We start from the raw sequence: 22,554 nt of genomic DNA on the forward strand, positions 1-22,554 counted from the left end.
AATCAAATGGAATTTTAATACATTATATCAATAAAATCATAAACATATCAATCAATATAATATATTGTTTATTTAGTTATTTCTCATTGCAAAATGAACCGTGTGTCATTTATAATAATAATGACACACGGTTCATTTTATTTTACGAAAAGTGAAAGGAAGCAACGGAATGTCGCCTAAATTATCGAGCAGTCGAAAAGAACTACGGAGCCTACAAATCCTCGATGCGGCTAAGCGAGTGTTTGCTGAGAAGGGCTACGGGGCAGTCACTCTAAAGGATATTATCGATGAAACCGGAATGAGCCGGGGCTGGATTTACTTGTACTATCAGACTAAGGATGAGATCTTCGAAGCGCTTTTGGAACATCAGGATGTAGAATATAATCGATATCTTGAGCTGCTTATGGAATCTTCGCCATCCATTTGGGATGTGATTACTACTCTGTATTCGCAGCAGTTGCAAAATCTTCAGCAATCACCCCATGGCGGTTTAATGCCGGCCTTCTATGAATATTTCCTGATTGGATGGCGCGATGAGACGCGCCGGGGGTTGCTTCTCAATCGTTATGAACGGGGAATCACCCAATTTGCAGTACTGCTTCAGACAGGAATTGACCGCGGTGAGTTTTTCCCAATCATGGATGTTATGGAAATCTCCAGACTTGCCGCTTCCTATCAGGAAGGCATTATGACCCATACCATTACTGTGGGACCGGAGAAGGCGAATACCCGAATGCAGCTTGAGGCGCTCGTCCACTACCTGCAAAGTCTACTCAAACCTGTGCTCCACAGCGAGCACCCAAGGGAGGGAATTGAATGAGGACGCTTTTTCGCAATCCAATGTTCAATAAGTTGTTCATTGCAGCTTTTGCCTCACAGCTAGGCACTGTGGTAGGGAACATGGCATTCGCCTACTATTTGATCGACAGGTACAGCGAGCGGCCCGCTCTGGCTACTACAGCAGAGCTGATGTACTCGCTGCCTACTCTTGCAGTATTCTGGATTGTCGGCGTCGTTGCGGATCGGTTCGACCGCAAGCATATTGCCGCTTATAGCGACTGGATACGGGCGGGACTAACCTTACTGCTGCTGGTGTTTGTTCATTTCAATGTGCTAGTCGCCTGTTTTTTGGTGCTATTTCTGCGCAGCTCGATATCCAAGTTCTTCGGTCCTGCGGAAATGGGGCTTTTGCAAGGCAGTATTGATCAGGAGCAATATGTCCAGGCTTCGGGGCTGAATCAGATGGTGATGGGGCTGTTTATGCTCTTCGGCATGAGTTTGGGAGCTATGGCCTACCATTTTATTGGCATTGAAGGCGCCATTATCATCGATGGAGTCAGCTTTTTATTGTCTGGGTTGCTGCTTGCCTGGGGGGATTTCCCCGAACATGCCCGTATTCCGAACGGAAAGAACCGTATTCGTGAGCTTCGATTCTCGCTGCTGCTAAAGGATTTTTGGCAGGGCCTCCGCTATATTACAGGAAATCGACTGCTTATGGTTCTGATCAGCGGTTTTTTGTTCTTTGGTATTGTGAACGGCGTATTCGCCGTGCTTCCCATCTTCGCCATGAAATACAAGCTCAGTCCCGATAATTACGTCGTCAACTCTTCGTTGATTACAGTCTTTCTAGGCGTCGGCTTTTTGCTAGGTAGCATCTTCGGTCCCTGGCTGATTCGCCGTTTCACAAGAACGCCGATCCTAATTGGGGGATTATTTATCTCCAGCCTGCTCATTACGGGACTCGGGTTAACCGAAAGGATTGAAGTTTATTTTTTCCTTGTGCTGCTAGCCGGAATCGCTATTGCCCCTATCAATATTGCGCTCGGTAGCTGGATGCCAGAGCTTGTTCCTCCGCAGAATATGGGCCGTGTTAACGCCTTGATCGAACCGGTAATGATGCTGGGCCATTCACTGGCTTTGGGGGGCATCGCGTTAGCCTTTCCGGCTTTGATCTCCGTCACCTGGCTTCATTATATACTTGGCTTTTGCACCATAGCGGTCAGTTTATTTTATATGGCTGCACTACCCCCGCTGGTCCGCAAGCGCATGGTGAACGTGACGGCGGAGGGGACAGTCGCCGAAGGGGAGAACGCATAACTATATTTACAGGATAGATTCTCGGAGACTCTTAGAAAGATTGTTGACAACCAAATCGTAAGAGTGGTTAATCATGTCAAAAATATCCGACTCAGATAAGGAACCATCAATAATAACTGTATTCCAGTGCTTTTTGTTCATGTGGAACCCTGGGCGAACGGCTTCAAGTTGCTCTCTCAGGTTCTCCGCTATCACCGGGTCACATTTTAGGTTTATGTAAACATTAACCCCATTGCCCTCAAAAATAAGCGCGAACATTTTACCAGCAACTTTGATCACTAATGGATGGGGTCCAAACGGATATTCCAGAGTCGCTCCCTTCTTCTTTAAACAGTATTCGATGATAGTATTCTTCAAATCAACATCCCCTTTTGCTTGGGCGATCGAATCCATCACTATTCTATACAAAGTATCGCCCTAGCTTATGATTAAATTTCCTATCTGGACATGGCCGCAAAATAGTCTACAACGACCTCACGAAAGTCCAATGCAGCCCGTGAAATGTACCGGCTCTTGTGCCATAATAAAGCGATCTCCCGTACCAATTCTTGATTCTCGACTTGAAGAAATTTAATGCGATCCGGTGAATTTTTTGCCGTGCTTGGTATGAAAGCTATGCCAATTTCGGCTTCCACAAGAGCGCCTAACCTTGCAGGTTCATCCCCCTCGTACACATATTTAGGCGCAAATCCAACCGATTTGCATATAGAGTCCACTAAATCGCGAGTTCCATAACCTCTCTTTACACCAACAAACCATTCATCTCTTAGTTCTGTCAAGGATACGCTACTTCTGTCTGCTAACCGATGCCCCATTGGAACAGCTACAAGGATGGGGTCGATGAACAAGATTTGAGATTCAATGTCGTCCGCTTCTATAGAAGGTGAAGACAAGCAGAAATCAACCTCTCCTCTATGAAGAAGCGTAATCATTTCCTGCGTGGTCAGCATTTGCACATGAAATTGGATGTTGGGTCGCTTTTTCCGAAACTCTCGAAGAATATTAGGTAACGTGCTTGCGGTAGTCACCGCCAATTCGAGTGTGCTAGGTTCCGGACTGGATAAATCACTAAGCTCCTGCTTCCCTTGTTCCAATTCAAACAAAGCTCTTTCTGCCCGGCGCAGAAAACGGCTGCCGAACTCATTCAATCGTAGATTCCTCCCATTTCGATCGAAAAGGTGGACCCCTAAATCGTCTTCTAATCGCCCAATCGTTTTGCTTAATGATGATTGAGTCACATGTAGACTTCGTGCAGCTTCGGTCACATGCTCCAAACGAGCTACCACGAGAAAATATTTCAGTTGAAGAAGCTCCATTTCGCACCCTCCATTCATTCCTTTGAGTACATGATATCATAACATTAAATGCGTTGGAATAAATAATGGATTTCAAGTACGATAGCATCAATACACATTGGGGGGACTGAAAATGAATGTTCGCAGCAGGTGGTTGTTAATTTCCGTTGGTCTGGGGGTACTATTGAACCCATTAAACTCTTCGATGATTTCTGTTGCTATAGCAAGGTTGCAAAATGTGTACCACCTTGATTTCACTGGTGTTTCCTGGATTATTTCCTCTTTCTACATTGCGAGTGCTATCGCTCAACCTGTTATGGGAAAGGCTAGTGATTTATTCGGTCGCAGGAAAATATTTCTCGCCGGGCTTGTTGTATCCTTCGTAGCATCCTTGTTAGCTCCGTTATCTCCAAACTTTGGATGGCTCATCGTATTTCGCATTGTGCAAGCCATCGGAACAAGTATGATCGTATCCGTTGGTATGGCCATTGTACGAATTCATATTACAGAGAAACAAGCGACTGCGCTGTCCGTAATGTCCATATTTCTATCAGGGGCGGCAGCCATTGGACCTTTTATTGGTGGGGTCTTGATTCACTGGTGGGACTGGCATGCTATCTTTATCGTTAATATTCCATTCGTGGTGATGAGCTTTCTATTAGCTTGGAGGACTATTCCTAAGGACAAACCGCCAACATCCATTGCACGGGACATGTCCATTCGTAAATGGTTTGATTTGATTGATGCGTCAGGGATTTTGCTCTTTACAGTAGGCTTGGTTGCCCTACTTATTGGATTACTGTCAGCAAAAACATCTGGGAATGTCTCTATTGGACATGTGATAGTCGGGTTGATCGGCCTCATGTTACTTACGGCTTTCGTTCGACATGAGTTAAAAGCAACATCACCTTTTATTCCTTTGCGCACCTTCGCCAAATATCCTGCCATGACTTGGATCAATATCGAATTCATACTCGTTAACCTACTTTATTACTCGCTCTTTTTCGGACTTCCCTCCTATTTACAGATAGTACGTCATGTCAGCGAGTTCCAAACAGGAATTCTCATGTTAAGTTTGGGATTGTGCTCGCTCGTTACTTCTCCAATAGCAGGCCGATGGATAGATAAATCAGGACCCAGGCCGGCGTTGATAGTATCTGGAATGCTGATGACATTTGGGTCAGTGTGGATAGTGACACTAAATCAAACATCACCGGTTATCAGTGTGTGTATAGCGTTAGTTGTATTCGGTATTAGCAACGGGTTGAACAATGTCGCTATGCAAGTGGCCTTGTTCAAATCTTCTCCAAAAGAAATTATCGGTGTAGCCTCCGGAGTATTTATGACATCAAGATATCTGGGGACTATCCTCTCTTCATTGTTAATAGGCGTCTTAATGGGAAATAAGTTCAGTGCCGGTGGCTTTCGACTGCTTGGAGTTATCCTCTCGGTCATTGCCTTGTCCTTGGTATTCATGAGTTGGCGGCGACGAGAGTCCGCGCAATTGGAAGAATCGTAGATTCAATAAGTGCTGAGAAAGTAAGAAACTATTCGAATATATGGTAAAATTGTCTTACCAACCTTAGGGAGAGGAACAATATGTCCGATGATCATGACGAGCTTGCGGCACAGAGGCGCAAAAATTTAAAACTTATTCATTTTAGTAAAGATGATCAGTCGTTAATCGAGTCGGACAAGCCAAAGGAAACGTTTAGTGATGTAGGTGGTTTGGAAGACGTAAAGAAGAAAATCAGGATGAACTTCATTCTGCCGCTGCAACAACCAGAGTTGTTCGCTGCATACGGTAAGGAAGCTGGGGGCAGTCTCTTACTTTTTGGGCCTCCAGGCTGCGGTAAAACATTCTTAGCTAGAGCTGTAGCAGGAGAAATAGATGCAAACTTCATGCACATTGAGCTCCAAGCCATTCTTTCGATATATACGGGTCAGAGTGAGAATAACCTCCATGATATCTTCGAAAAAGCTAGAGAGAACAAGCCGTGCGTTATCTTTATTGATGAGTTGGATGCTATGGGGGGAAGCCGACATCAGATGCGTCAACATCACGACCGAATGCTGGTAAATCAGTTGCTGTTGGAACTTGATGGACTGCAAGCAGAGAATGATAACGTATTTGTGATCGGAGCGACAAATACGCCGTGGTATCTGGATTCTGCGTTGCGGAGACCGGGTCGCTTCAACCACCTTGTATTCGTACCGCCACCAGAGGAAGCCGAACGCCAGACGATTCTGGGACTCAAGATCGCTGGTAAGCCGACACAGTCATTAAATTTATCAAGGATTGCAGCAGAGACAAAGTTCTTTTCCGGTGCTGATTTGGAACAGTTGGTAAGTGATGCTGTCGAGTTCGCGATGGAGCGTACATTCGAGACTGGTGAGATTCAACCGATCACCCATGATGATTTGAAGAAAGCACTGAAGTCCCGTAAGGCAACTACGCTAGAATGGTTCTCGACGGCCAAGAATTACGCCACCTTTAGTGACATCAACCAGGATTACCAAATCGTCCTAGATTTTGTGAAGAAACACGGAGTGAAGTAGCAGGACGGGGATTGGGAGGGTTCTGGTATGGCAAATGAAGCTAGTGAAGCAGCCTATACAATGGTACAACAACTCATCAACTGGAAAAGATACAAGGAAGCTATTGTGGAAGCAGAGCAAATCCTGCGACTGGAACCGGAGGACCCGAATGCCTTTGCGTTGATTTCGCAGATATATTTATTAATGGAAGAATACGAGAAGGCATTGCATTGGACGAAGGAGACGCTTCGGCGGGAACCTGAACATGAATTGGCTTGGTTCGTGCGCGTAAGTGTGTATTACGAGACAGATGATGAGAAGTCCTTTAATGAAGCATTGCAGGAAGCCATGCGAATCGATCCTTATGAGGCTCATTATTATTTTATGAAAGCCAATAAATTGAATAAGAAGGGTAAATTCAAGGAGGCTAAGGAGCAGCTGTTACAGGCCCTAGAGCTGAAACCGGAATCTCCGTTATATCTGGCTATGCTAAGTTATATCGAGGCACTAGTGGGAAACGACGCAGAGTCCAGTCGACTGGATCGCCAGGCTATCCAATACGATGCAGAGCTGCCTTATGTACTTATATATTTGGCATGGGCGGCGGGTTATCGCAATGACTATAAACTTAAAGAGACATACATGCGGAGTGCAGTCCGGTTAAATCCAGAGGATAAACAGTTTCAAGATGAATATTTAGAAACACTGCAGCAAAGCAATAAGCTGTTTCGTATATTTTTATGGCCAAGGAAGTATATACGTAAGCTGAAACGATGGCAGATTCTGGCCTCATGGATCATTGCCTGGCTTTTATTTAAACCGCTCATCCTTCTTTTTATTGTGTTATACGTGCTTGCACATTGGGTAACCAAGGGTGTTGTACACGTGCGAGTATTCGGTTGGAGACGAAGAAATTCTTGAGATTCACGACAGCAGAACATTCTGCGCCTATTTGAATATCTAATTGCAGCCCACATCTTGAGGTCATGGTGTGGGCTATATTTTTAGAATGTGGATGCTTTAAAAAAAGCTGTGATTGAACTAATGTCTGAGAAATCTTTTGATGATATTACGATACAGGAGCTTTCTGATAAGGAAAATGTCAGTCGTGAGACTATCTATCTTCAGTATATGGACAAATTTGATCTGTTGGACAAGCTTTCTCAATGATGTTAGCGAGTAAATGAGCCCCTTACTTTCGAACTTGGTTCGTTAAATTTGTGGTTTCTGCTTATGTAGGAGTAGTGGAATGGTGGTTTACTAGCGAAAAGCCTATTTCGCATCAGGCCTTAGCAGAATAATTGGGAACATTGGGAGAGTGGATTTGCGATTAGAGCGAATTCGCTATCCTGCTTGGTCATTCCTTTGAATCTGCAGAAGCACCTAAAATTTTTGGCGCAATTATAGCAAACTGTGAGCGCTCAGTCTCACTAAGGCCATCGATTCTAACATGTAGTTGACGCTCGATTTCGACTATCTTTGGGGGAAACCTGCAATGCTACTTTGAGGTTTGTTCGTTGTGTTTAAAACTAATACCCAAAGTGTTCCCCTTCCATCAGCAAATACACTTTGGTTCAAGCCTTAATTGTTCATTACTCTCTCTCACGTCTTACGAACAGAGAGCGAGTAAAACACATCGGCATGCATATGTTGAATTTTGTCCCAGTTGCCGGGATTGGTCGTATCTGGTGATCGGTGCTCCAGAATGTCCAGATATAGGGCTGTTTTTTGTTCCAAATGGGCTACATACCGTTTGGCTTCTTCGAGCTTAACGAGCGCCACCTCTTTATGCTCCATCATGAGTGCGCTGCGTTGCGGAATGGTTGAATCTCCTTCGAGACAGAGATCGATGTACTTTTTGATGACTTCAATCGGCATCCCGGACTGCTTGAGACATCTGATGCCATGCAGCCAGTTGATTGATTCTTCGTCGAACAGCCGGATATTATTCTCATTTCGCTGTACGCTTGGTACCAACCCTTTATCGGTGTAAAAGCGTACAGCGTGCTCGGTGAGTCCAGTTATCAGGGCGGCTTCTTTGACCTTATACATGTGTAATCCTCCTTGAAAAAATTATAAGACTGCTTGACTTCGTGTAACACGAAGGCGATAGGCTTATTGTAATACAACTTAGACGTAAGCGGAATCCCCACTTCAGTGCCCGATTCCCGATAAATGCGCCGTTTGCTGTTGTACATTTGAATACTGGGAGGAATTTACAATGCTAACCGTAACATTGAACAATGGTGTAAAAATGCCGATCATCGGCTTTGGTGTCTACCAAGTTCCGGATGCTGAAGAGTGCGAGAATTCCGTATATGAAGCGCTGATGGCTGGTTACCGTCTGATCGACACCGCGGCCGGTTACCTTAACGAGGAAGCGGTAGGACGCGCGATCAAGCGTAGCGGTGTGCCGCGTGAGGAGCTGTTCATCACAACCAAGCTTTGGATTCAGGATGCCGGCTACGAGAGTGCCAAGCAAGCTTTTGCTAAATCCTTGAAGAAGCTGCAGCTAGACTATCTCGATCTATATCTTATTCACCAGCCGTTCGGCGATTACTACGGCGCTTGGCGTGCAATGGAAGACCTGTACCGCGAAGGTAAGATCAAGGCGATCGGTGTCAGCAACTTTCTACCCGACCGTCTAATGGACCTTATCGTGCATAACGAAATCGTGCCCGCGGTGAACCAGATCGAAACGCACCCGTTCTACCAGCAGACAGAGAGCGCTAATTTTATGAAAGAACAGGGAGTTCAACACCAATCGTGGGCCCCGTTTGCTGAAGGACTTAACAACATATTCGGGAACGAAGTGCTGGCCTCGATCGCAAAAAAATACAACAAGTCCATCGCCCAGGTTGTTTTGCGCTGGCTTGTTCAGCGTGATGTCGTTGTCATTCCAAAATCGGTGAGAAAAGAGCGAATCGTCGAAAACTTCAACATTTTCGATTTTGAGTTGAGTGCGGACGATATCGAACAAATCTCCGTACTCGATACGCGTGAAAGTCTTTTCTTATCCTACCATGATCCGAAATTCGCCAAGATGCTGGGCACCTTGAGAGTGGATCTGTGAACCTTGATCGAACCGCAAACTAATCACGCATTTATCTTCAACTAGTAAAGAAAGGACAGGGCGTCTCCCTGTCCTTTCTTTACTTGCACTGCAAATTTTAAGTATAGCAAAACTGCTGCTAGCAGTGTACCGAAATCTATACTCTCACCGATGCAGGTAACACAGAACCCCCGAGACCTCTTATAACTACCCTGCCATTAGCTTAATGGCTATGACATTCCAACACTTTATTTTCTCAGTCTACAAGTTCATTTGCTTATGTTAATGATCTGATGACCTCTCCAATGGAGCTATTTTCGGGCAAGGAAGCCAAGCTAACAATTGCATCAACAACCGAATCGGGATCTTTATCATCTCTAGGGTTTTGTTCGGTTTTCATATTGCCTGGATCGAACATGTTCACGACTATCCCATATTTCCTTCCGTCTTTCACACTGCAGCAATCCGCTTTCTACACCAATGTTTCCATCCAAGCATCCACGGTTAGTACCTCGGCATGGCGAGGGAATACTTTCTCGTTGAGCACTCGATGAACCTCGGGATCGGCATCTAGACAAGCATCGGAAAGAACGGTAATGGCAAAATCCTTATCCGCCGCTTCACATAATGTGGACAGTACTACCCCACTTGTTGCAATGCCACTGAGAATCAGCGTATCAATCCCGCGGGTGTGAAGAAGAGTTTCCAGTTCGCTACCAGAAAACGCGCTGACGCGGAACTTGTCGACAACTGGCTCTCCCGATAGGGGCTGCACGGAGTCATGGATTTGCATCGACGTGTCCTGAGCGGTCTTTCCGCTGTTGCCAGCCTTTTTGCCAAACATCTTATTGCGTGGACTAATTTGAACTTCTTCACGAACAGCTACTCCTATAAAAATCACGGGGATGTCATGCTTACGAGCTGCCTCTACTGCTCTCTGAAACGGCAGCAGGTCACCCTCCTGTTTCGCATATATTGAGACAATGATGTTCTGCATATCCATAACCAACAGTGTAGTATTGTTCTGGTGATTCGCCATGGGTTGCACACTCCTCTTCTATCGATTAATATTAAGTGGAGAACTCTCCGCTTATCTTCTATCTGATATTAAACGGAGAACTCTCCACTTGTCAAGGAGAGGGCCGACAATGAATGGGAAGTGATGGACAATGAAACAAGCGAAGTCAAACGGCCGTTCCGAACGCCGGGACGCCGCTGAGAACCGCCAGCGTATTTTGGATGTAGCCTTTACGTTATTTGAGCTGCAAGGAGTCGAAGATGTCAGTATGAATCAGATTGCCGCCGAAGCGCAGATCGGATCAGGAACGCTGTACCGCAGATATCACAATAAAAGTGAATTATGCATGGACTTAATCAAAGACAGTAAGGAACTTTTGTTCGAGGATATTGAGGTATACCAGGAAGAGAACGCAGCCCGACCGCCGGCCGAGCGATTGCGGGGACTGCTTGCTTTATTCATTAAGTTCAAAGAGAAAAATGCGCAGCTCCTTGCAGGTATCGAGAATTCTTTCTCTTCAGGGGCTCAATCCAGAACCGAAAGTCCACTATATATCGAATTACATGAACTTGTAGTCAGACTTTTTGAAGAAATGGCAGCGCAAAACGGAGACCCCCAGCCAGACAGCGTGTTCAGAACGGATATGCTATTGACTGCCCTGAGTAGCAATTCCTATCTATTCCAAAAAAATATGCGTGGCCTTTCTCCCGAGAGTATTTTGGAGCAATTGTGCCAGACATTCATTTAAAAATTTAAATACGAATAAGTCTTGTTCAACCCGGCAGTCTGCCGAATGAACAAGGCTTATTCTGAATTATTTGTGTCGGTCGGAGTAGCGCAGGTAGCGACCGTTTATTGAATCAACTGTTGAAGCTCAGCTGTACTTGCTGTGTACTGTGGCTTGAATTCCTTGGATGCCATATAATTGGCCAAGCTGAACAGGAATTGTCTCCCTTCCAGTGTTTCGCCTGCTTTACCTGCGTCTAAAGCGCATACCATCAGGTTCCCAGAGCCAACTTGACATTCAAAGAGGAAACCGAGCTTATGATTGCGCTCAAAGTTATCAATGGTCTGCACGATGGGGCTCCATTCCCGGTTGACTCCGTCCATAATGATCGACTTCGAGTTCTGAACGAGACTCCACCAAGGGAAGGTGGAATATTCTTCGCACGGAAAGTCACGGAACACAGGGTGGCTGTTGTTGATCATAAGCCCCATAGTACCGACAGGTACCGGCCGGTTCACACTCTCAGAAATGGATCGGAACATCGGGTAGCACCAGAAATCCGTACAATAGAAGCCTTCAATAGCGTTGTGGAGCGACTCCGGGTTCGGCATAAGCAATACATTCCCACCTTGCTCCAGTAGCGCAAGCGCCTCATCAGAAAGCTCCTCGAATACGTGAATACCCTCAAGCATGTTGTCGTTCTGCTCCGGATAAATCCACAGGTCGTAGGTCTTGCGGATATCTGTGCCCACGATCTGTAGGTTGAATACGCTTTTGGTCATGTGCTTGACGGCTGGAAGATCAATGTTCAGGTCGCAGATATCGATGTAATTCGCCCCCGCCGGGATTTTGGTTTCGGTTGTGCCCTCAGCCAGCGTACCACTATCTGCGGTCAGCTCCCAGTGAAGTTCGAGGTTATCAGGGGTCCCGCTCCGGTACCAGCTCAGCTCGACGCTGGTGGTGAAGCGTTCTCCAGAGAGATAATTATACTTCGGAAATCTCGCCATCAGGACAGCATCGCTGCAGAAAGTGCGCCATTCCTCAGGCGTTATCATTCCTTTGGAATCCATAAAAGCATCAAGGATGCCGACTAGCGCTGTCCCTTGTCCGCTGAAATCCTGCAGGTCCAACAGTTGGAAACCAGCAAGTCTCCGCGAGCGGAAAGCGGCCTCCAATTCCTCTTTGTAGCAGGCTACAGCTAACTGTCCCGAGCACTCGAAATATTTGGCAGCGAGATGTCCCAGCCCTTTACTTTCCAACCGTTCGCGGAAGATTTTGAAATTCTCAGCTTTGAGCGGTCCTTTGTACTTCTCGATTTCCTCATAATTTGGATAGGTCGCATATTGCCCGATCTCATGTGAGATCACAGGAATCCGTGGAATCCATTCCCCTGCTGCATCGCCGAGTTCAACAGTCTTAGCTTCGGTGCCATACTGGATCTGGATTGTACCTCCAGCCTCAACGTCCACTACTTCCCCATTTCGTAAATCTGGAGGAATGATCTGGTCGTCATAATCCTTCATTGTTCCTGGCAGGTCAGTCTGGACATGTCCCAAAGGTGCGTCGCACATCGCATAGGAGCCCCTGAATAACCGGTCCCTGGAAAAGCGCACTCCGCTAAAGAAATCATCATGCTCCAGAATGGATGGTAAAAATTGATGGTTATTGGAACCCTGTGTGTATAGGTGTCTGTTATCAAATGTTTTATAGTCTTTCAAAATAGAATCTATCTTCGTTTTGCTGCCCCATAGCTCATTGCCGAGTGACATCATAACGAAGGAAGGATGATTGCCGAATGCTTGCAAAATGGCATATCCTTCGCTGACCAGATAATCCTGCTCCGCTTGGTTATGTCCCTCATCGGTTTCTTCCGTAATCGTTCCCCAAAACGGAAGTTCCGGCTCCATGTAAATGCCGAGCATGTCTGCAGCGGTAAAGGCTGCTTCCGGCGGACAGCAAGTGTGGAAACGATAATGATTAATGCCGTAAGACTTGGAAATCCCAAGGATTCTAAGCCATTCTTCTACATCTGTTGGTGCATATCCGGTCAGCGGGAAGATCAGACCGTCATGTTTGCCGCGAAGAAAAGTCTTCTCTCCGTTGATCGTAAATTTGTCGCCATCCGTTTTGAATGCCCCTAGGCCGAAGATCAGCTCGTATCGGTCAATGGCTGCGCCTTCATTGTTTTTCAGGGTGATGCTGATGTTGTACAGGTTGGGCGTGGCTTCGCTCCAGAGCTGAGCGTCCTTACCCAACTCGTAGACGATGGTGAACTCGCTCGATGATATGGTGAACTCCTGCTCGGGCACCGAATGCGTTGCCAGACCGTTAAAGCTTGCGGCTGCTACAGTAACTGGTCCTTCGGCTATACCTTTCAGGGATGCTGTAATTCTGACCGACCGTACCGACAAATCTGGATCTAGTCGAATTCCACTCAAATACGACTCACCGTAGAACTGCAGCTCAATCCGTCCAGTGATTCCATTCCAGTTGGTCTGGGTATCCGGCGAAGTTAAATGTCCGCCTTTGGTCGGATAACCGGTATTGTCGACACGGACGGTGATCGTCTGCTTGCCTGCCCGAAGGTGTCCGGTCAGTTCGTAAACATGAGGGGTGTTCAGACTGTCACGACTGCCAATCTCTTGGCCGTCCAGCCAGACTGTCGTCAGCCGTGTTCGCTCCAGATATAGAAAACACGCCTTATCGGCGAGCTCGTCCGGAATTATTACCTCTTTCGAATACCAGGCCGATCCTTCAAACATGTATTCTTCCGTCAGAGCACCGATTAGAACATCCTCGTTCTTCGGTCCCTTGCGGGCGTACGACGTCGTACCTGGCAATGTTATGACATCCGAAAAAGGGAACTGCTGCCCCTGTTTCTCTGCATCCAATTGCAACTTCCATTCGCCTTCAAGGCTGATCATTGTCTGCAAAATTATCACTCCTATGTCTCTGAATCTGCATATGCTCGTTGTCGATAAGCAATGCCCGAATTATACGCTATCCATTTTCCTTAGTACAGGAATATCCTCACAATTCACTAAGAACAAATCGAGCAATAAAGTTACTTATCTTCGGGGGAAGATCCAGCTAAGAATTCAGAAACCGGATGCGGAACATATGGCTCCTCCAGGCTCTCAATTCCAGCTGCATTCTTCTGAACAGATGTGTCGAATAATAGTCCTTGATCTATTAATGAACTTTCTGGTTGAAAAATTTCTATCTGGAGATAACAAAAAACGCCACCACACATAGTGATGACGCTGTAATCCAACGAACGGCAAGTTACTTCTTTTCCATAACCGCAAAGTAGTTATTCTCATCATCGGCAAAGTTGAATACGCGACCCGAAGGCATACTAACCAAATCTCCGACCGTTATGTCTTTCTCCTTAAAAGCCTGATACAAACTGTCAAGATCGTCGCTGTAAAGCATGATTGAAGGAGTGTTTAGGTTAAGCTCTGGCTCCATCTGGGCAATGAATTGCTTGTTATGAAGCACGAAGGACGTTTGCGCGCCTTGCTGAGGGGCGATTTCAATCCACCGTAGCCCTTGGCCATTATCCTCTTCCGAAACGACGATAAAGCCGACTTTTTCCGTCCAAAACCGCATTGCTTGCTCTTGATCATTCATGTACAGCATAATTTGACCGATTTGATTAATCATGTTTTATTCTCCCTACTATTCAAATTAGCTAATGAAATCGCCAGCCCTATATCCAGCATAACGCAGCTATCTTAATATAATCAATTTTCATACCCGAAAACAAGTCGAGTCGGTTGTTCGCAGGCAACAGTATTCATTATCGCTATTATTCTTTGCAATAATTTTATCTAACTAGTAATGAGCCCTAATCAATGTATAGTCTTTACTGTTAATCCGTTTTTCAATTTCAATGACCTCATCTTCATTTGGGTTCATAATCTCAATAACATACTTGGCAAATCCTGCTGGCCAAATATATTCCAATTCATTTAATGAGGTAGTCCTTTTACAACAAGGTGTTGTTACTGATAAATCATTAAAATTATTCAAGTTGCAGCTATCCATTTTCTCTGACCACCATTCAGTTCCTAATACCTAATTTGATCCTGGATCAATAAATGTAACCTCATCAAATAGTCGCTCATGTATATCTTTGGTGAGGGTATCGGTTCTTAATAGATTTAAAATCTCATCTCTCTCTTCACTTGTAGGGACGGTGTTCTCATGTTTTGGAATGATCTTCACGATGTAATTAGACATATTGGGCTCCTATTAATAATTTCATATCCGGAAAATGATCTTCCCAATATTCCTTCATAGTTGAGAGTATTTCGCTTTTCATTTCATCAGTTATTCCATAAGCTTTACAATCGATACTATTCCAAAATGGATAGTTTATAAAAATGAATTTCCAATGTTCCTTAATCTCACAATAGAAATCCATTGCATTATGATCTAATATCCCTTTCCAGACGATAAATTGTTCTATTAAGTTTTTATCCTCAAATATCGTCCCGTCTGTACTTAACCCCTTATACTCATCTCCATAAAACAAATCCACTAACTGAATTCTCCCAACAATATTATGATTCAATTCTTCGAGTTCTTCGGCTGGAACCCATAATTCATTGTGCTTTTTTGATCCAACCATTTGTTCATCATATTTATCAATAAATGGACTTTCTATTTTAAACTCAGTAACAAACCCCACATATCCTGAAAATTTATCCTTAGTGTTCCATTCCCGAGCAATTTGATCTGCATAAGGTTTGTTTAAAACCGGATAGAAAATAGGTTGTTCAGGAAGCCTCGGTGGAAACCCCTTCAGATCGCGGTCTAAAATCAAATTCATTTCTAAAAGTCCTACAGGTCTATACAACGTTTTCATGTTTAATTACACATCCTTTTTTCGACGCACCTTCATTATTATAAAAATAATCACAAAAATTAGCGCTCCAATGGTTACAATAGCCCAAATACGATATTGGGTTTCAATTTCATCATTGTCATAATGACCTTTATTAATTGCCTTCAAATACGTATCTTGTATAGTCTCTATTGCAATTACTTCTTTTGGATCTTTATCCTGAATTGAATAATAGGCGGTACCTTTCGGGAAAGTATTTGAAAAGTTCCCTCTGTAAGTTCCCTCCTCATCTGAATACCGTGTTACATGTCCAATTTTTTGATCAATTACACTTGGAAGGATAGGTTCATCCGTTATTTCGTATATATCATTAGAATAAACGACAAAACGAGAAGTCCAGTCTGCTGATACGGAATGAAGAGGTGTGAGGTTTATTAAAATAAGAAATAAAAAAAGTGTTTTCTTCATTTTAGCCTCCTTGAATCTATTCTCAAAGTATTCGTGAATGCATTGAGATAATCCTGTCTGTTAGAGATGTTCAGTCAGACAAGCGACGGAAGTCATCCACACAGCCTGTAAAATCAAACAGCCGGTCAGACTGCAGCAATCTGCAGTTTGACCGGCTGTATTTTATGCCTAAAATTACAAAACTGCCTTACAACTCAATTACCTTTGTAGCCACATTGTTGCAGAATTCCCTGTCATGCTCCACAAAAAGAATGGTTGATGAGTATTCAAGCAGCAGCTCTTCAATCTGCATCCGGGAGATGATATCAATGAAATTTAGGGGTTCATCCCAAATATGCAAATGAGCTTGCTCGCTAAGACTTTTGGCAATCAGCACCTTCTTCTTTTGCCCACCGCTAAAAGCGGAAATATCCTTCTCAAATTGCACTCGGGAGAAATCAAGTTTTCTCAAAATCGATTTAAACAGGCTTTCATCGATCCCGTTGTTTGCCGCATAGTCAGATAAATTGCCCCCAAGATCCGAGGTATCCTGGGATACGTAGGATATTTTCAACTGGCTATCCTTCTTAAAGGTGCCTGTATAGTTTATATCCTCACCGCAAATGAGTTTGATGATACTCGATTTCCCGGAGCCGTTTTTACCCAAAAGGGCAATTCGCTCACCTTGCTCAATCGAAAAGCTAATATCTGCACAAACTCTCTTGTCACCGTAATAAATTGAAACTTTTTCAAGTTCAACAAGTTGGCTTTTATGATACGCAAGTTGCGAAATTTCTAGGCTGTCAGCATTTTCGATATTTTTAAGGAGTTTAGACTTTTCGACAATCGCAGATTGTTGTCTTTGCTCAATGGATTTAGAGCGTTTCATCATTTTAGCAGCTTTGTGACCAACATATCCTTTATCTAACTTAGAACCAGAGTTTCTGGTTCCGTTTTTGCTTTTTTCCACTTCGTGTGACCAGTTGCCCGTCCGTTTAGAAGAATCAGACAAGCGTTTAATATCTCTTTTAAGTTTTTCGTTCTCCGCCAGTTCAAAGTTATCTTGTCTCAATTTATTGTCCCACCAACCGGAAAAATTACCTTTTTGAATTTCAATGTTGGTCTTATTGATGGAAAGAATGTGATCTACGCAGTGATCCAAAAATGATCGGTCGTGAGACACCAGAATATATCCGCTTTTGGAATTGAGATAATCACTAACCAGTTTTCTTCCTTCCATGTCCAGATGATTGGTAGGTTCATCAATTAACAAGAAACTATTTTCCTTAATAAACAAAGTAGCCAGTAACACTTTCGTTTGCTCTCCATTCGACAATGAATCAAAGGGCCGATATAGCACATCCTCAGACACCTTTAACAAGGAGAGTTCACGCATCAGCTTCCAATGAAGATAGTCTGGAAACATCTCTTCGATCACATCAAGGGTATTATGATCCTTGTGCTCGACTTGGAACGGGAAATATTCAAAAGTAACATTAGCCGAAATATTTCCACTATATTCATATTTGCCAAGCAACAAATTGAGGAATGTTGTCTTGCCTCTACCGTTTCTCCCCGTAAATCCTAATTTCCAATCGGTATCAATCTGAAAACTTACGTCTTCAAATATATTATCGTAACTGCCCTCATAGGCATACGTCAGGTTTGTAACATTTATTAATGACATATAATTATCCTCCTGTATAAAAAAATAAAAGCTACAAGAAAATTACTTTTCTTGTAGCTCAAATAAATACAGAAATCTAGCCCACTATTGGAGTTAGATAAAGATATCCCGTTTGAGTTAAAAAGATATAGTAACTTTCTTGCTTATAAAGAATAAAACACGCGAAAAATATCGCTCTTAATGTTTTATTATTTTATAAAATCAGCAAGAAATTCTACATTATATCTTTCAACTCCATTCAATTAATTAAGTTAACCTTACCATACCTCTTTTTGAATTTCAATAAAAGCTATTATTCCTACTTACTCGACGACAACTCTACGGACTGTGTATCCATAACCGGATTACAATACCGCTCAACCTTTATGGTAAGCGGCTGTGGATAATCCAGTGCTGCTTCTCCAAAATTATAACGAACCTCGTCCACCACCGTACCCTCTTTTGACCTACTAAAGCCGCCAAAGTTGATTGCCGCAAATTGTTTGTTCACTGTCTGATGTACTTGGCCCTCCGCATCGGTATAGCTGCTGGGCAAGCTCATGCTGAAGCTGCTCGAATAGGGGTCGTTTATAGGCTTGCGCCGCAACAGGATTTCTCCTGCTTCTGCATGTTCCTCGGGTACGGGCTCAACGACTTCAAGATCGTTTCCCGGAGCTTCAATAATTTGTTTTTTATTGAGATCGACTACAATTTTCAAACGATCCTTGTCTTGCGCCGCAATTCCGGCTATTTTCAATGCAACCGAATCTAACGGTCCAGCTAGACTCTTTTTGAAAATAAGTGTGGCCTTGGAGTCATCCGAATAAACTTCCGAATTATGGGATGTGAGTAGGTCTGGATAGTATAATTTTTCGATGTGATCCCCGCTTTTACCGATCAGAACCGGATTAATCCACTCGAAAATTTGTTTGTCATTGTTCTTGTCATACTCCACGTCCACATAAGTGCTCAGCGGAGTATACAATAATTGATTCACAATAATCTTTTGTCCGCCCACGGTCAGTGTCTGCTCTGGATAAATTGTATGGTTCTGGTCTTTTAACATATCGGGATCTAGTTCGAAGGCAACATCCAGGCTCGTCCGGTACTTGTTGCTGCTGGAAAGGAGTGCCTCATCAGAGGTTTCTGTAAGTATGACACCCAGCTTCGCATCCTGCGAATATTGCCTCGAGGGCAAAAGGTTGGTTGAATAAATAAAATTCACAGTTTGACCCGCTCGAATCCGGCTGTCTCCAGGCAGAATTCCCAACGATGTTCCCTTACGCGGGTAGGGGTCCTGATAAGTACCGAAGTGGAGCGAGAAATCCGCATGTACCACTTCCTTATCCGTATTGTTCTGGACACTGTACAGGACAAACACTTTACGGCCGTCTGTAACAGCACCAGCTACGTCGATGCGGTAACCTTTGTTCTCTGCGCTCTGGCGAATCGGCTTTACGAGATTCTGTTCCAGAGCACTTGCAAGGGCAGGATCTAGCACAGAATCCTCACGGTACGCTTTGAAATCATCCCAATGTCCAGTGCTGGCACTTTGCACCGATGGTTCATCCTTTACTGCCACCGGCAATCCACTGAAGGAGAATATGAGCAGAACTGCTGCCACAGCTGCAATCGCACCCATTCCCAATGAGAATATGCGCTTTCGGGAACGTTTCTTCCCCCGTTTGATTCCATCTCGCATGGCGTTGTAAATTTTCATTTCCTGAATCGTTTCGGTATTTTCTTTTACTTCATCGGCATTCTGCCGTAGAATCCGTTCTTCTTTTTCTATCACTCCATTCGCCTCCTTTATAGATATTTCCGCAGCTGTCTGAGTCCTTCACGCAACCAGGTTTTGATCGTGCCTTCGGGTTTATTTAGCACTTCGGCTATTTGGCTAGTTGTCATGTCCTGATAGTATTTTAGGATCACAGCATGCCGATATCTCGGCTTCATCCGCTTCATTGCCCGTTCCAGGTCGATTCGTTCATTGCTCTTCATTTCCTGAACGGCTTCCTCCACCAGCTTCTCCGCTGGAAACACCCGTTTTTTGCGGCGTAGTTCATCCATGCAGCAGTTGATAGTAATCCGGATCACCCAGGGCGTAAACGCCTGATCGTCCTTAAGCCTTTTGCGCTTCATCCATGCCCGGCAGGACGCTTCCTGCACCACTTCCAACGCATCAGATTCTGTTCTCAGGTAACTGAAGGCGATTGCATACATTTTTCGATGTTCGAAGTACAGGCGTTCAAAAAAAGTTTCTTCATCCATCCGCGCAAAATTCGCCATTCTGACCTCGTCCAATGTATTTCCCACCATTCACCACTCCCCCTATTTTTATAAGTATTGGCATTGGGAAGAAGTTATCTAAATAATCTACTTATAAGTAAGACGCAGTTCGACGGGAAAAAGATTGGTTTTTCTCAAAATATAACATACGAAAAAAGCCGGCTTTTCCTACGCTAGGAATTACCAGCTTCCTTGAACGATCCTGCCTGTAAGCTCAACTCGGATCAAAATCCGCAACGATTAACATATCCATATGACGAGCATACCGGAGTAGATAATGGATAAAACTCTCTTTGAGAAAAGTACGCCATAGTGGTTTTCGTGACTGCCCGATAATAAGCTGGGTCGTCTGCACTTCGTTCATTCGGTTTAACAAATGCTGATGTACGTTGGTACTGCTGACTGCCTCGGTTATCTCCATCTTCCCACCAAGTCGTTCCGCTAAGTGCCGCAGCACGTCCAGACGCTTCTGCTCCTCAGGAGATCGTACCGCGCCGCAATGTACATAATGGACATACCATTCTGCTTTCAGGCGATGTGCGATGCGGAATCCGCGGCGGATCAGTCGTTCTGCTCGCGGTTCCAAGTCCACACAGACGAAGATCACCTCGCGCCTGCTCCACGGCCCCCTTAAAGAAGTATCCCGGTCCCATGCCTCCAGCCGTTCGTCTACATCATCTGCAATTTCACGGAGGGCCAGCTCGCGCAGCGCAATCAGATTACCAATCTTAAAAAAGGATTCCAGCGCTTGATTCACTTTCTCGGTTGCGTAGATTTTCCCCTCCCGCATTCGGCCCTGCAGCATTTGCGGTGTTACGTCGATCAGTTCTACCTCGCTTGCCATTCGCAATATCGCATCGGGCACAGTTTCCCGCACGCGAATACCGGTTAACTGGGCCACCGCGTCGTTTAGACTTTCCAGATGTTGGACATTCACGGTAGTTATGACTGAAATGCCGTTTTCCAATAGGCGGATAACATCCTCATATCGTTTTTTGGTCTGACTGCCGGGGACGTTGGTATGCGCTAATTCATCAACAAGTACGACTTCCGGATGGCGGGCAATAATCGCATCGGTGTCCATTTCTTCCAGCTGCGTTGACTGATATTGGATCTTGGCTCGCGGGATAATCGTCAGTCCGCCGATTTGACCTTTGGTTTCCTGCCGGCCGTGAGTCTCTATCAACCCGATGACGACATCGATGTTTTTGTTCAGGAGTAGATTACCTTCCTGCAGCATTTTGTAGGTTTTCCCTACGCCGGGAGCCGCTCCGATATATACTTTAAAGGTGCCCCGGTGTATTTTATCAATCTTCTGTTGTAGTTCTTCACTGCTTAACCGATGAAAAGGTACTTTCGTCCCTTTAGGATTCGGTTTGATTGGCAATATCCGCTCCCCTTCCTGCTCAGCCCGGTCTGCCATTAGAAACACATCAATATTTCGTGTTTCTCGCAATACACGGTTCGCGATGGAGCCCTGCCACTTTTCCTGCCAACGAGTCTTATTGGAGTGGCCCATGACGATCCGCGTCACGTTATTTTGAATTGCAAAACGTACTAAAACGGAAGGAAGCTGACGCAGATGGGTTAGTTGAATCTCACTAAACTTGGCCTCCACGCGCTCTACAAGCTTCACTATTGAACGCTTGAAGGTTTGCTGTTCCTTCGTCAATGGCCGATTTGGTATAACAAAGGTCACTACAATAAGATCACCACCCAGCCGCTTGGCGATTTGTTGACCTCTTCTCACGTAGAGTGAGCCGTTCCAGTGGTACTGCGTGGATACCAGTATCCGCTCCGTTGCGCCGGAAGGACCGATGAGTCCCTGACCTTCCCGATGTTTTTCAAGAGAATCATTGACTCCTTCTGCCACCAAACGCAGGGATAATTCACGAAGCACACCGAGATTTCCACGGGCGGACAAAGCAGGATGCGTCTCACCACCCAGTACACCTTCCTCGATCCGCTTCAGAATGGTTTCCGGAGATACATCAATCAAGCGCACTTCATCTGCAAATTCAAGTGTATTCAAAGGCACCGTTTCTTCCGCTCGAATTCCTGTCATTTGAAATATCATCTCGCCCACTCCCGCCAACTCATAAACATTAATGGTCGTTATCACGCTGATGCCGTTGCCCATTAAATAACGGATATCTTCCAGCCGGGTTGGAAAACGGGCATCTATGCGATTGCGATGAGCCAGTCCATCTACAAGCAGGACTTCGGGATTACGTTCCAGCAGAGCATCCAAAGGAAGATCCTTTTGCTCCTTGCCGTCTTTCCACCAATGGATGCTCGGGACACGTTCCAGATCCACAAGCTGCTGAACGGTCTCCGCTCGTTGCATGGTAGATACGGCACTGATAACTACATCAATCCCTTGCTGCTTCAAAAGCTTGCCTTCCTCCAGCATATTATATGTTTTTCCCGATCCGCTGACGGAGCCGATAATGATCTTCAGCCTGCCCTGATGCAGCCGGTATATGGAATACAAGATTTCCTCAGGGGTCTTTCGTTTATATGGCGCCATTGCTTAACCTCCTTTCCGACAAGTGACACTCCAAAGTCTAAAC

The 22,554-nt window shown here is 44.8% G+C and carries 20 protein-coding genes and 1 pseudogene; 8 read left to right on the forward strand and 13 right to left on the reverse strand.

Features of this window, described 5'->3' with window-relative positions; all coding sequences use genetic code 11:
- Window positions 1-169: 169 nt before the first annotated feature.
- Window positions 170-820 carry a TetR/AcrR family transcriptional regulator gene (locus GJB61_RS18450; RefSeq protein WP_154120495.1) on the forward strand — a complete coding sequence of 217 codons (651 nt, stop codon included), beginning with the start codon at window positions 170-172 and terminating at the stop codon, window positions 818-820.
- Complete coding sequence (locus GJB61_RS18455) at window positions 817-2,097, forward strand: MFS transporter (RefSeq protein ID WP_154120496.1); 1,281 nt, start codon at window positions 817-819, stop codon at window positions 2,095-2,097. Before GJB61_RS18450 ends, GJB61_RS18455 begins: the two co-directional genes overlap by 4 nt.
- A gap of 6 nt (window positions 2,098-2,103) precedes the next feature.
- On the opposite strand, the gene GJB61_RS18460 is transcribed toward GJB61_RS18455, so the two are convergent.
- Window positions 2,104-2,454, reverse strand: a complete 351-nt coding sequence (locus GJB61_RS18460) for an MmcQ/YjbR family DNA-binding protein (protein WP_154120497.1) — start codon at window positions 2,452-2,454, stop codon at window positions 2,104-2,106.
- Between the two features lie 80 nt (window positions 2,455-2,534).
- Entirely contained in the window at window positions 2,535-3,413 is an 879-nt protein-coding gene (locus GJB61_RS18465) for a LysR family transcriptional regulator (RefSeq protein ID WP_154120498.1), read from the reverse strand.
- A 112-nt stretch (window positions 3,414-3,525) separates the two neighbouring features.
- Here GJB61_RS18465 and GJB61_RS18470 point away from each other — a divergent pair, with 112 nt between their 5' ends.
- From GJB61_RS18470 to GJB61_RS31800, 4 genes and pseudogenes are all read left to right on the forward strand, one after another.
- Window positions 3,526-4,911 carry an MFS transporter gene (locus GJB61_RS18470; protein ID WP_154120499.1) on the forward strand — a complete coding sequence of 462 codons (1,386 nt, stop codon included), beginning with the start codon at window positions 3,526-3,528 and terminating at the stop codon, window positions 4,909-4,911.
- An 80-nt stretch (window positions 4,912-4,991) separates the two neighbouring features.
- Entirely contained in the window at window positions 4,992-5,951 is a 960-nt protein-coding gene (locus GJB61_RS18475) for an ATP-binding protein (protein ID WP_154120500.1), read from the forward strand.
- Window positions 5,952-5,978: 27 nt separating this feature from the next.
- On the forward strand, window positions 5,979-6,851 hold the full coding sequence (locus GJB61_RS18480) for a tetratricopeptide repeat protein (protein ID WP_154120501.1): 873 nt from the start codon (window positions 5,979-5,981) through the stop codon (window positions 6,849-6,851).
- Between the two features lie 90 nt (window positions 6,852-6,941).
- Window positions 6,942-7,231 (forward strand): annotated as a pseudogene (locus tag GJB61_RS31800) (TetR/AcrR family transcriptional regulator).
- A 301-nt stretch (window positions 7,232-7,532) separates the two neighbouring features.
- Here the strand turns inward: GJB61_RS31800 and GJB61_RS18490 are convergent.
- Entirely contained in the window at window positions 7,533-7,982 is a 450-nt protein-coding gene (locus GJB61_RS18490) for a MerR family transcriptional regulator (RefSeq protein WP_154120503.1), read from the reverse strand.
- Between the two features lie 169 nt (window positions 7,983-8,151).
- Here GJB61_RS18490 and GJB61_RS18495 point away from each other — a divergent pair, with 169 nt between their 5' ends.
- The gene (locus GJB61_RS18495) at window positions 8,152-9,003 is read left to right on the forward strand and encodes an aldo/keto reductase (RefSeq protein WP_154120504.1); all 852 of its coding nucleotides are present in this window, start codon (window positions 8,152-8,154) and stop codon (window positions 9,001-9,003) included.
- A 256-nt stretch (window positions 9,004-9,259) separates the two neighbouring features.
- Here the strand turns inward: GJB61_RS18495 and GJB61_RS32220 are convergent, their stop codons facing one another.
- Window positions 9,260-9,382, reverse strand: coding sequence for a hypothetical protein (locus GJB61_RS32220; RefSeq protein ID WP_267490826.1), 123 nt, complete (start codon window positions 9,380-9,382; stop codon window positions 9,260-9,262).
- A gap of 72 nt (window positions 9,383-9,454) precedes the next feature.
- Entirely contained in the window at window positions 9,455-10,021 is a 567-nt protein-coding gene (locus GJB61_RS18500) for a cysteine hydrolase family protein (RefSeq protein WP_154120505.1), read from the reverse strand.
- Between the two features lie 130 nt (window positions 10,022-10,151).
- Here GJB61_RS18500 and GJB61_RS18505 point away from each other — a divergent pair, with 130 nt between their 5' ends.
- Window positions 10,152-10,748: a TetR/AcrR family transcriptional regulator gene (locus tag GJB61_RS18505; protein ID WP_154120506.1), complete on the forward strand. Its 597-nt coding sequence runs from the start codon at window positions 10,152-10,154 to the stop codon at window positions 10,746-10,748.
- A 104-nt stretch (window positions 10,749-10,852) separates the two neighbouring features.
- Here GJB61_RS18505 and GJB61_RS18510 read toward each other — a convergent pair whose 3' ends face one another.
- The 8 genes from GJB61_RS18510 to GJB61_RS18545 form a co-directional block, all read right to left on the reverse strand.
- Window positions 10,853-13,651, reverse strand: coding sequence for a glycoside hydrolase family 2 TIM barrel-domain containing protein (locus GJB61_RS18510; protein WP_154120755.1), 2,799 nt, complete (start codon window positions 13,649-13,651; stop codon window positions 10,853-10,855).
- A 361-nt stretch (window positions 13,652-14,012) separates the two neighbouring features.
- Entirely contained in the window at window positions 14,013-14,393 is a 381-nt protein-coding gene (locus GJB61_RS18515) for a VOC family protein (RefSeq protein WP_154120507.1), read from the reverse strand.
- A gap of 571 nt (window positions 14,394-14,964) precedes the next feature.
- Window positions 14,965-15,600: a hypothetical protein gene (locus tag GJB61_RS31255; RefSeq protein WP_195724388.1), complete on the reverse strand. Its 636-nt coding sequence runs from the start codon at window positions 15,598-15,600 to the stop codon at window positions 14,965-14,967.
- Between the two features lie 6 nt (window positions 15,601-15,606).
- Window positions 15,607-16,047 carry a hypothetical protein gene (locus tag GJB61_RS31260; RefSeq protein ID WP_195724389.1) on the reverse strand — a complete coding sequence of 147 codons (441 nt, stop codon included), beginning with the start codon at window positions 16,045-16,047 and terminating at the stop codon, window positions 15,607-15,609.
- 187 nt (window positions 16,048-16,234) lie between these two features.
- Entirely contained in the window at window positions 16,235-17,713 is a 1,479-nt protein-coding gene (locus GJB61_RS18530; protein WP_154120508.1) for an Lsa family ABC-F type ribosomal protection protein, read from the reverse strand.
- A 298-nt stretch (window positions 17,714-18,011) separates the two neighbouring features.
- The gene (locus tag GJB61_RS18535; protein WP_154120509.1) at window positions 18,012-19,487 is read right to left on the reverse strand and encodes a DUF4179 domain-containing protein; all 1,476 of its coding nucleotides are present in this window, start codon (window positions 19,485-19,487) and stop codon (window positions 18,012-18,014) included.
- Window positions 19,488-19,501: 14 nt separating this feature from the next.
- Window positions 19,502-20,011, reverse strand: a complete 510-nt coding sequence (locus GJB61_RS18540; protein WP_154120510.1) for an RNA polymerase sigma factor — start codon at window positions 20,009-20,011, stop codon at window positions 19,502-19,504.
- Between the two features lie 184 nt (window positions 20,012-20,195).
- Window positions 20,196-22,511: a histidine kinase gene (locus GJB61_RS18545; protein ID WP_154120511.1), complete on the reverse strand. Its 2,316-nt coding sequence runs from the start codon at window positions 22,509-22,511 to the stop codon at window positions 20,196-20,198.
- Between the last annotated feature and the right edge of the window lie 43 nt (window positions 22,512-22,554).

The sequence above is a fragment of the Paenibacillus monticola genome (genome assembly GCF_009664975.1).
In the GTDB taxonomy this organism is placed as follows: Bacteria; Bacillota; Bacilli; order Paenibacillales; family Paenibacillaceae; genus Paenibacillus_AQ; species Paenibacillus_AQ monticola.

What these genes read in the sequence shown, in the direction of transcription:
- GJB61_RS18450 (WP_154120495.1), top strand. Translation starts at nt 170, where the DNA reads ATGTCGCCTAAATTATCGAGCAGTCGAAAAGAACTACGGAGCCTACAA.
- GJB61_RS18455 (WP_154120496.1), top strand. Translation starts at nt 817, where the DNA reads ATGAGGACGCTTTTTCGCAATCCAATGTTCAATAAGTTGTTCATTGCA.
- GJB61_RS18465 (WP_154120498.1), bottom strand. Translation starts at nt 3,413, where the DNA reads ATGGAGCTTCTTCAACTGAAATATTTTCTCGTGGTAGCTCGTTTGGAG.
- GJB61_RS18470 (WP_154120499.1), top strand. Translation starts at nt 3,526, where the DNA reads ATGAATGTTCGCAGCAGGTGGTTGTTAATTTCCGTTGGTCTGGGGGTA.
- GJB61_RS18475 (WP_154120500.1), top strand. Translation starts at nt 4,992, where the DNA reads ATGTCCGATGATCATGACGAGCTTGCGGCACAGAGGCGCAAAAATTTA.
- GJB61_RS18480 (WP_154120501.1), top strand. Translation starts at nt 5,979, where the DNA reads ATGGCAAATGAAGCTAGTGAAGCAGCCTATACAATGGTACAACAACTC.
- GJB61_RS18490 (WP_154120503.1), bottom strand. Translation starts at nt 7,982, where the DNA reads ATGTATAAGGTCAAAGAAGCCGCCCTGATAACTGGACTCACCGAGCAC.
- GJB61_RS18495 (WP_154120504.1), top strand. Translation starts at nt 8,152, where the DNA reads ATGCTAACCGTAACATTGAACAATGGTGTAAAAATGCCGATCATCGGC.
- GJB61_RS32220 (WP_267490826.1), bottom strand. Translation starts at nt 9,382, where the DNA reads ATGAAAACCGAACAAAACCCTAGAGATGATAAAGATCCCGATTCGGTT.
- GJB61_RS18500 (WP_154120505.1), bottom strand. Translation starts at nt 10,021, where the DNA reads ATGGCGAATCACCAGAACAATACTACACTGTTGGTTATGGATATGCAG.
- GJB61_RS18505 (WP_154120506.1), top strand. Translation starts at nt 10,152, where the DNA reads ATGAAACAAGCGAAGTCAAACGGCCGTTCCGAACGCCGGGACGCCGCT.
- GJB61_RS18510 (WP_154120755.1), bottom strand. Translation starts at nt 13,651, where the DNA reads ATGATCAGCCTTGAAGGCGAATGGAAGTTGCAATTGGATGCAGAGAAA.
- GJB61_RS18515 (WP_154120507.1), bottom strand. Translation starts at nt 14,393, where the DNA reads ATGATTAATCAAATCGGTCAAATTATGCTGTACATGAATGATCAAGAG.
- GJB61_RS31255 (WP_195724388.1), bottom strand. Translation starts at nt 15,600, where the DNA reads ATGAAAACGTTGTATAGACCTGTAGGACTTTTAGAAATGAATTTGATT.
- GJB61_RS31260 (WP_195724389.1), bottom strand. Translation starts at nt 16,047, where the DNA reads ATGAAGAAAACACTTTTTTTATTTCTTATTTTAATAAACCTCACACCT.
- GJB61_RS18530 (WP_154120508.1), bottom strand. Translation starts at nt 17,713, where the DNA reads ATGTCATTAATAAATGTTACAAACCTGACGTATGCCTATGAGGGCAGT.
- GJB61_RS18540 (WP_154120510.1), bottom strand. Translation starts at nt 20,011, where the DNA reads ATGGTGGGAAATACATTGGACGAGGTCAGAATGGCGAATTTTGCGCGG.
- GJB61_RS18545 (WP_154120511.1), bottom strand. Translation starts at nt 22,511, where the DNA reads ATGGCGCCATATAAACGAAAGACCCCTGAGGAAATCTTGTATTCCATA.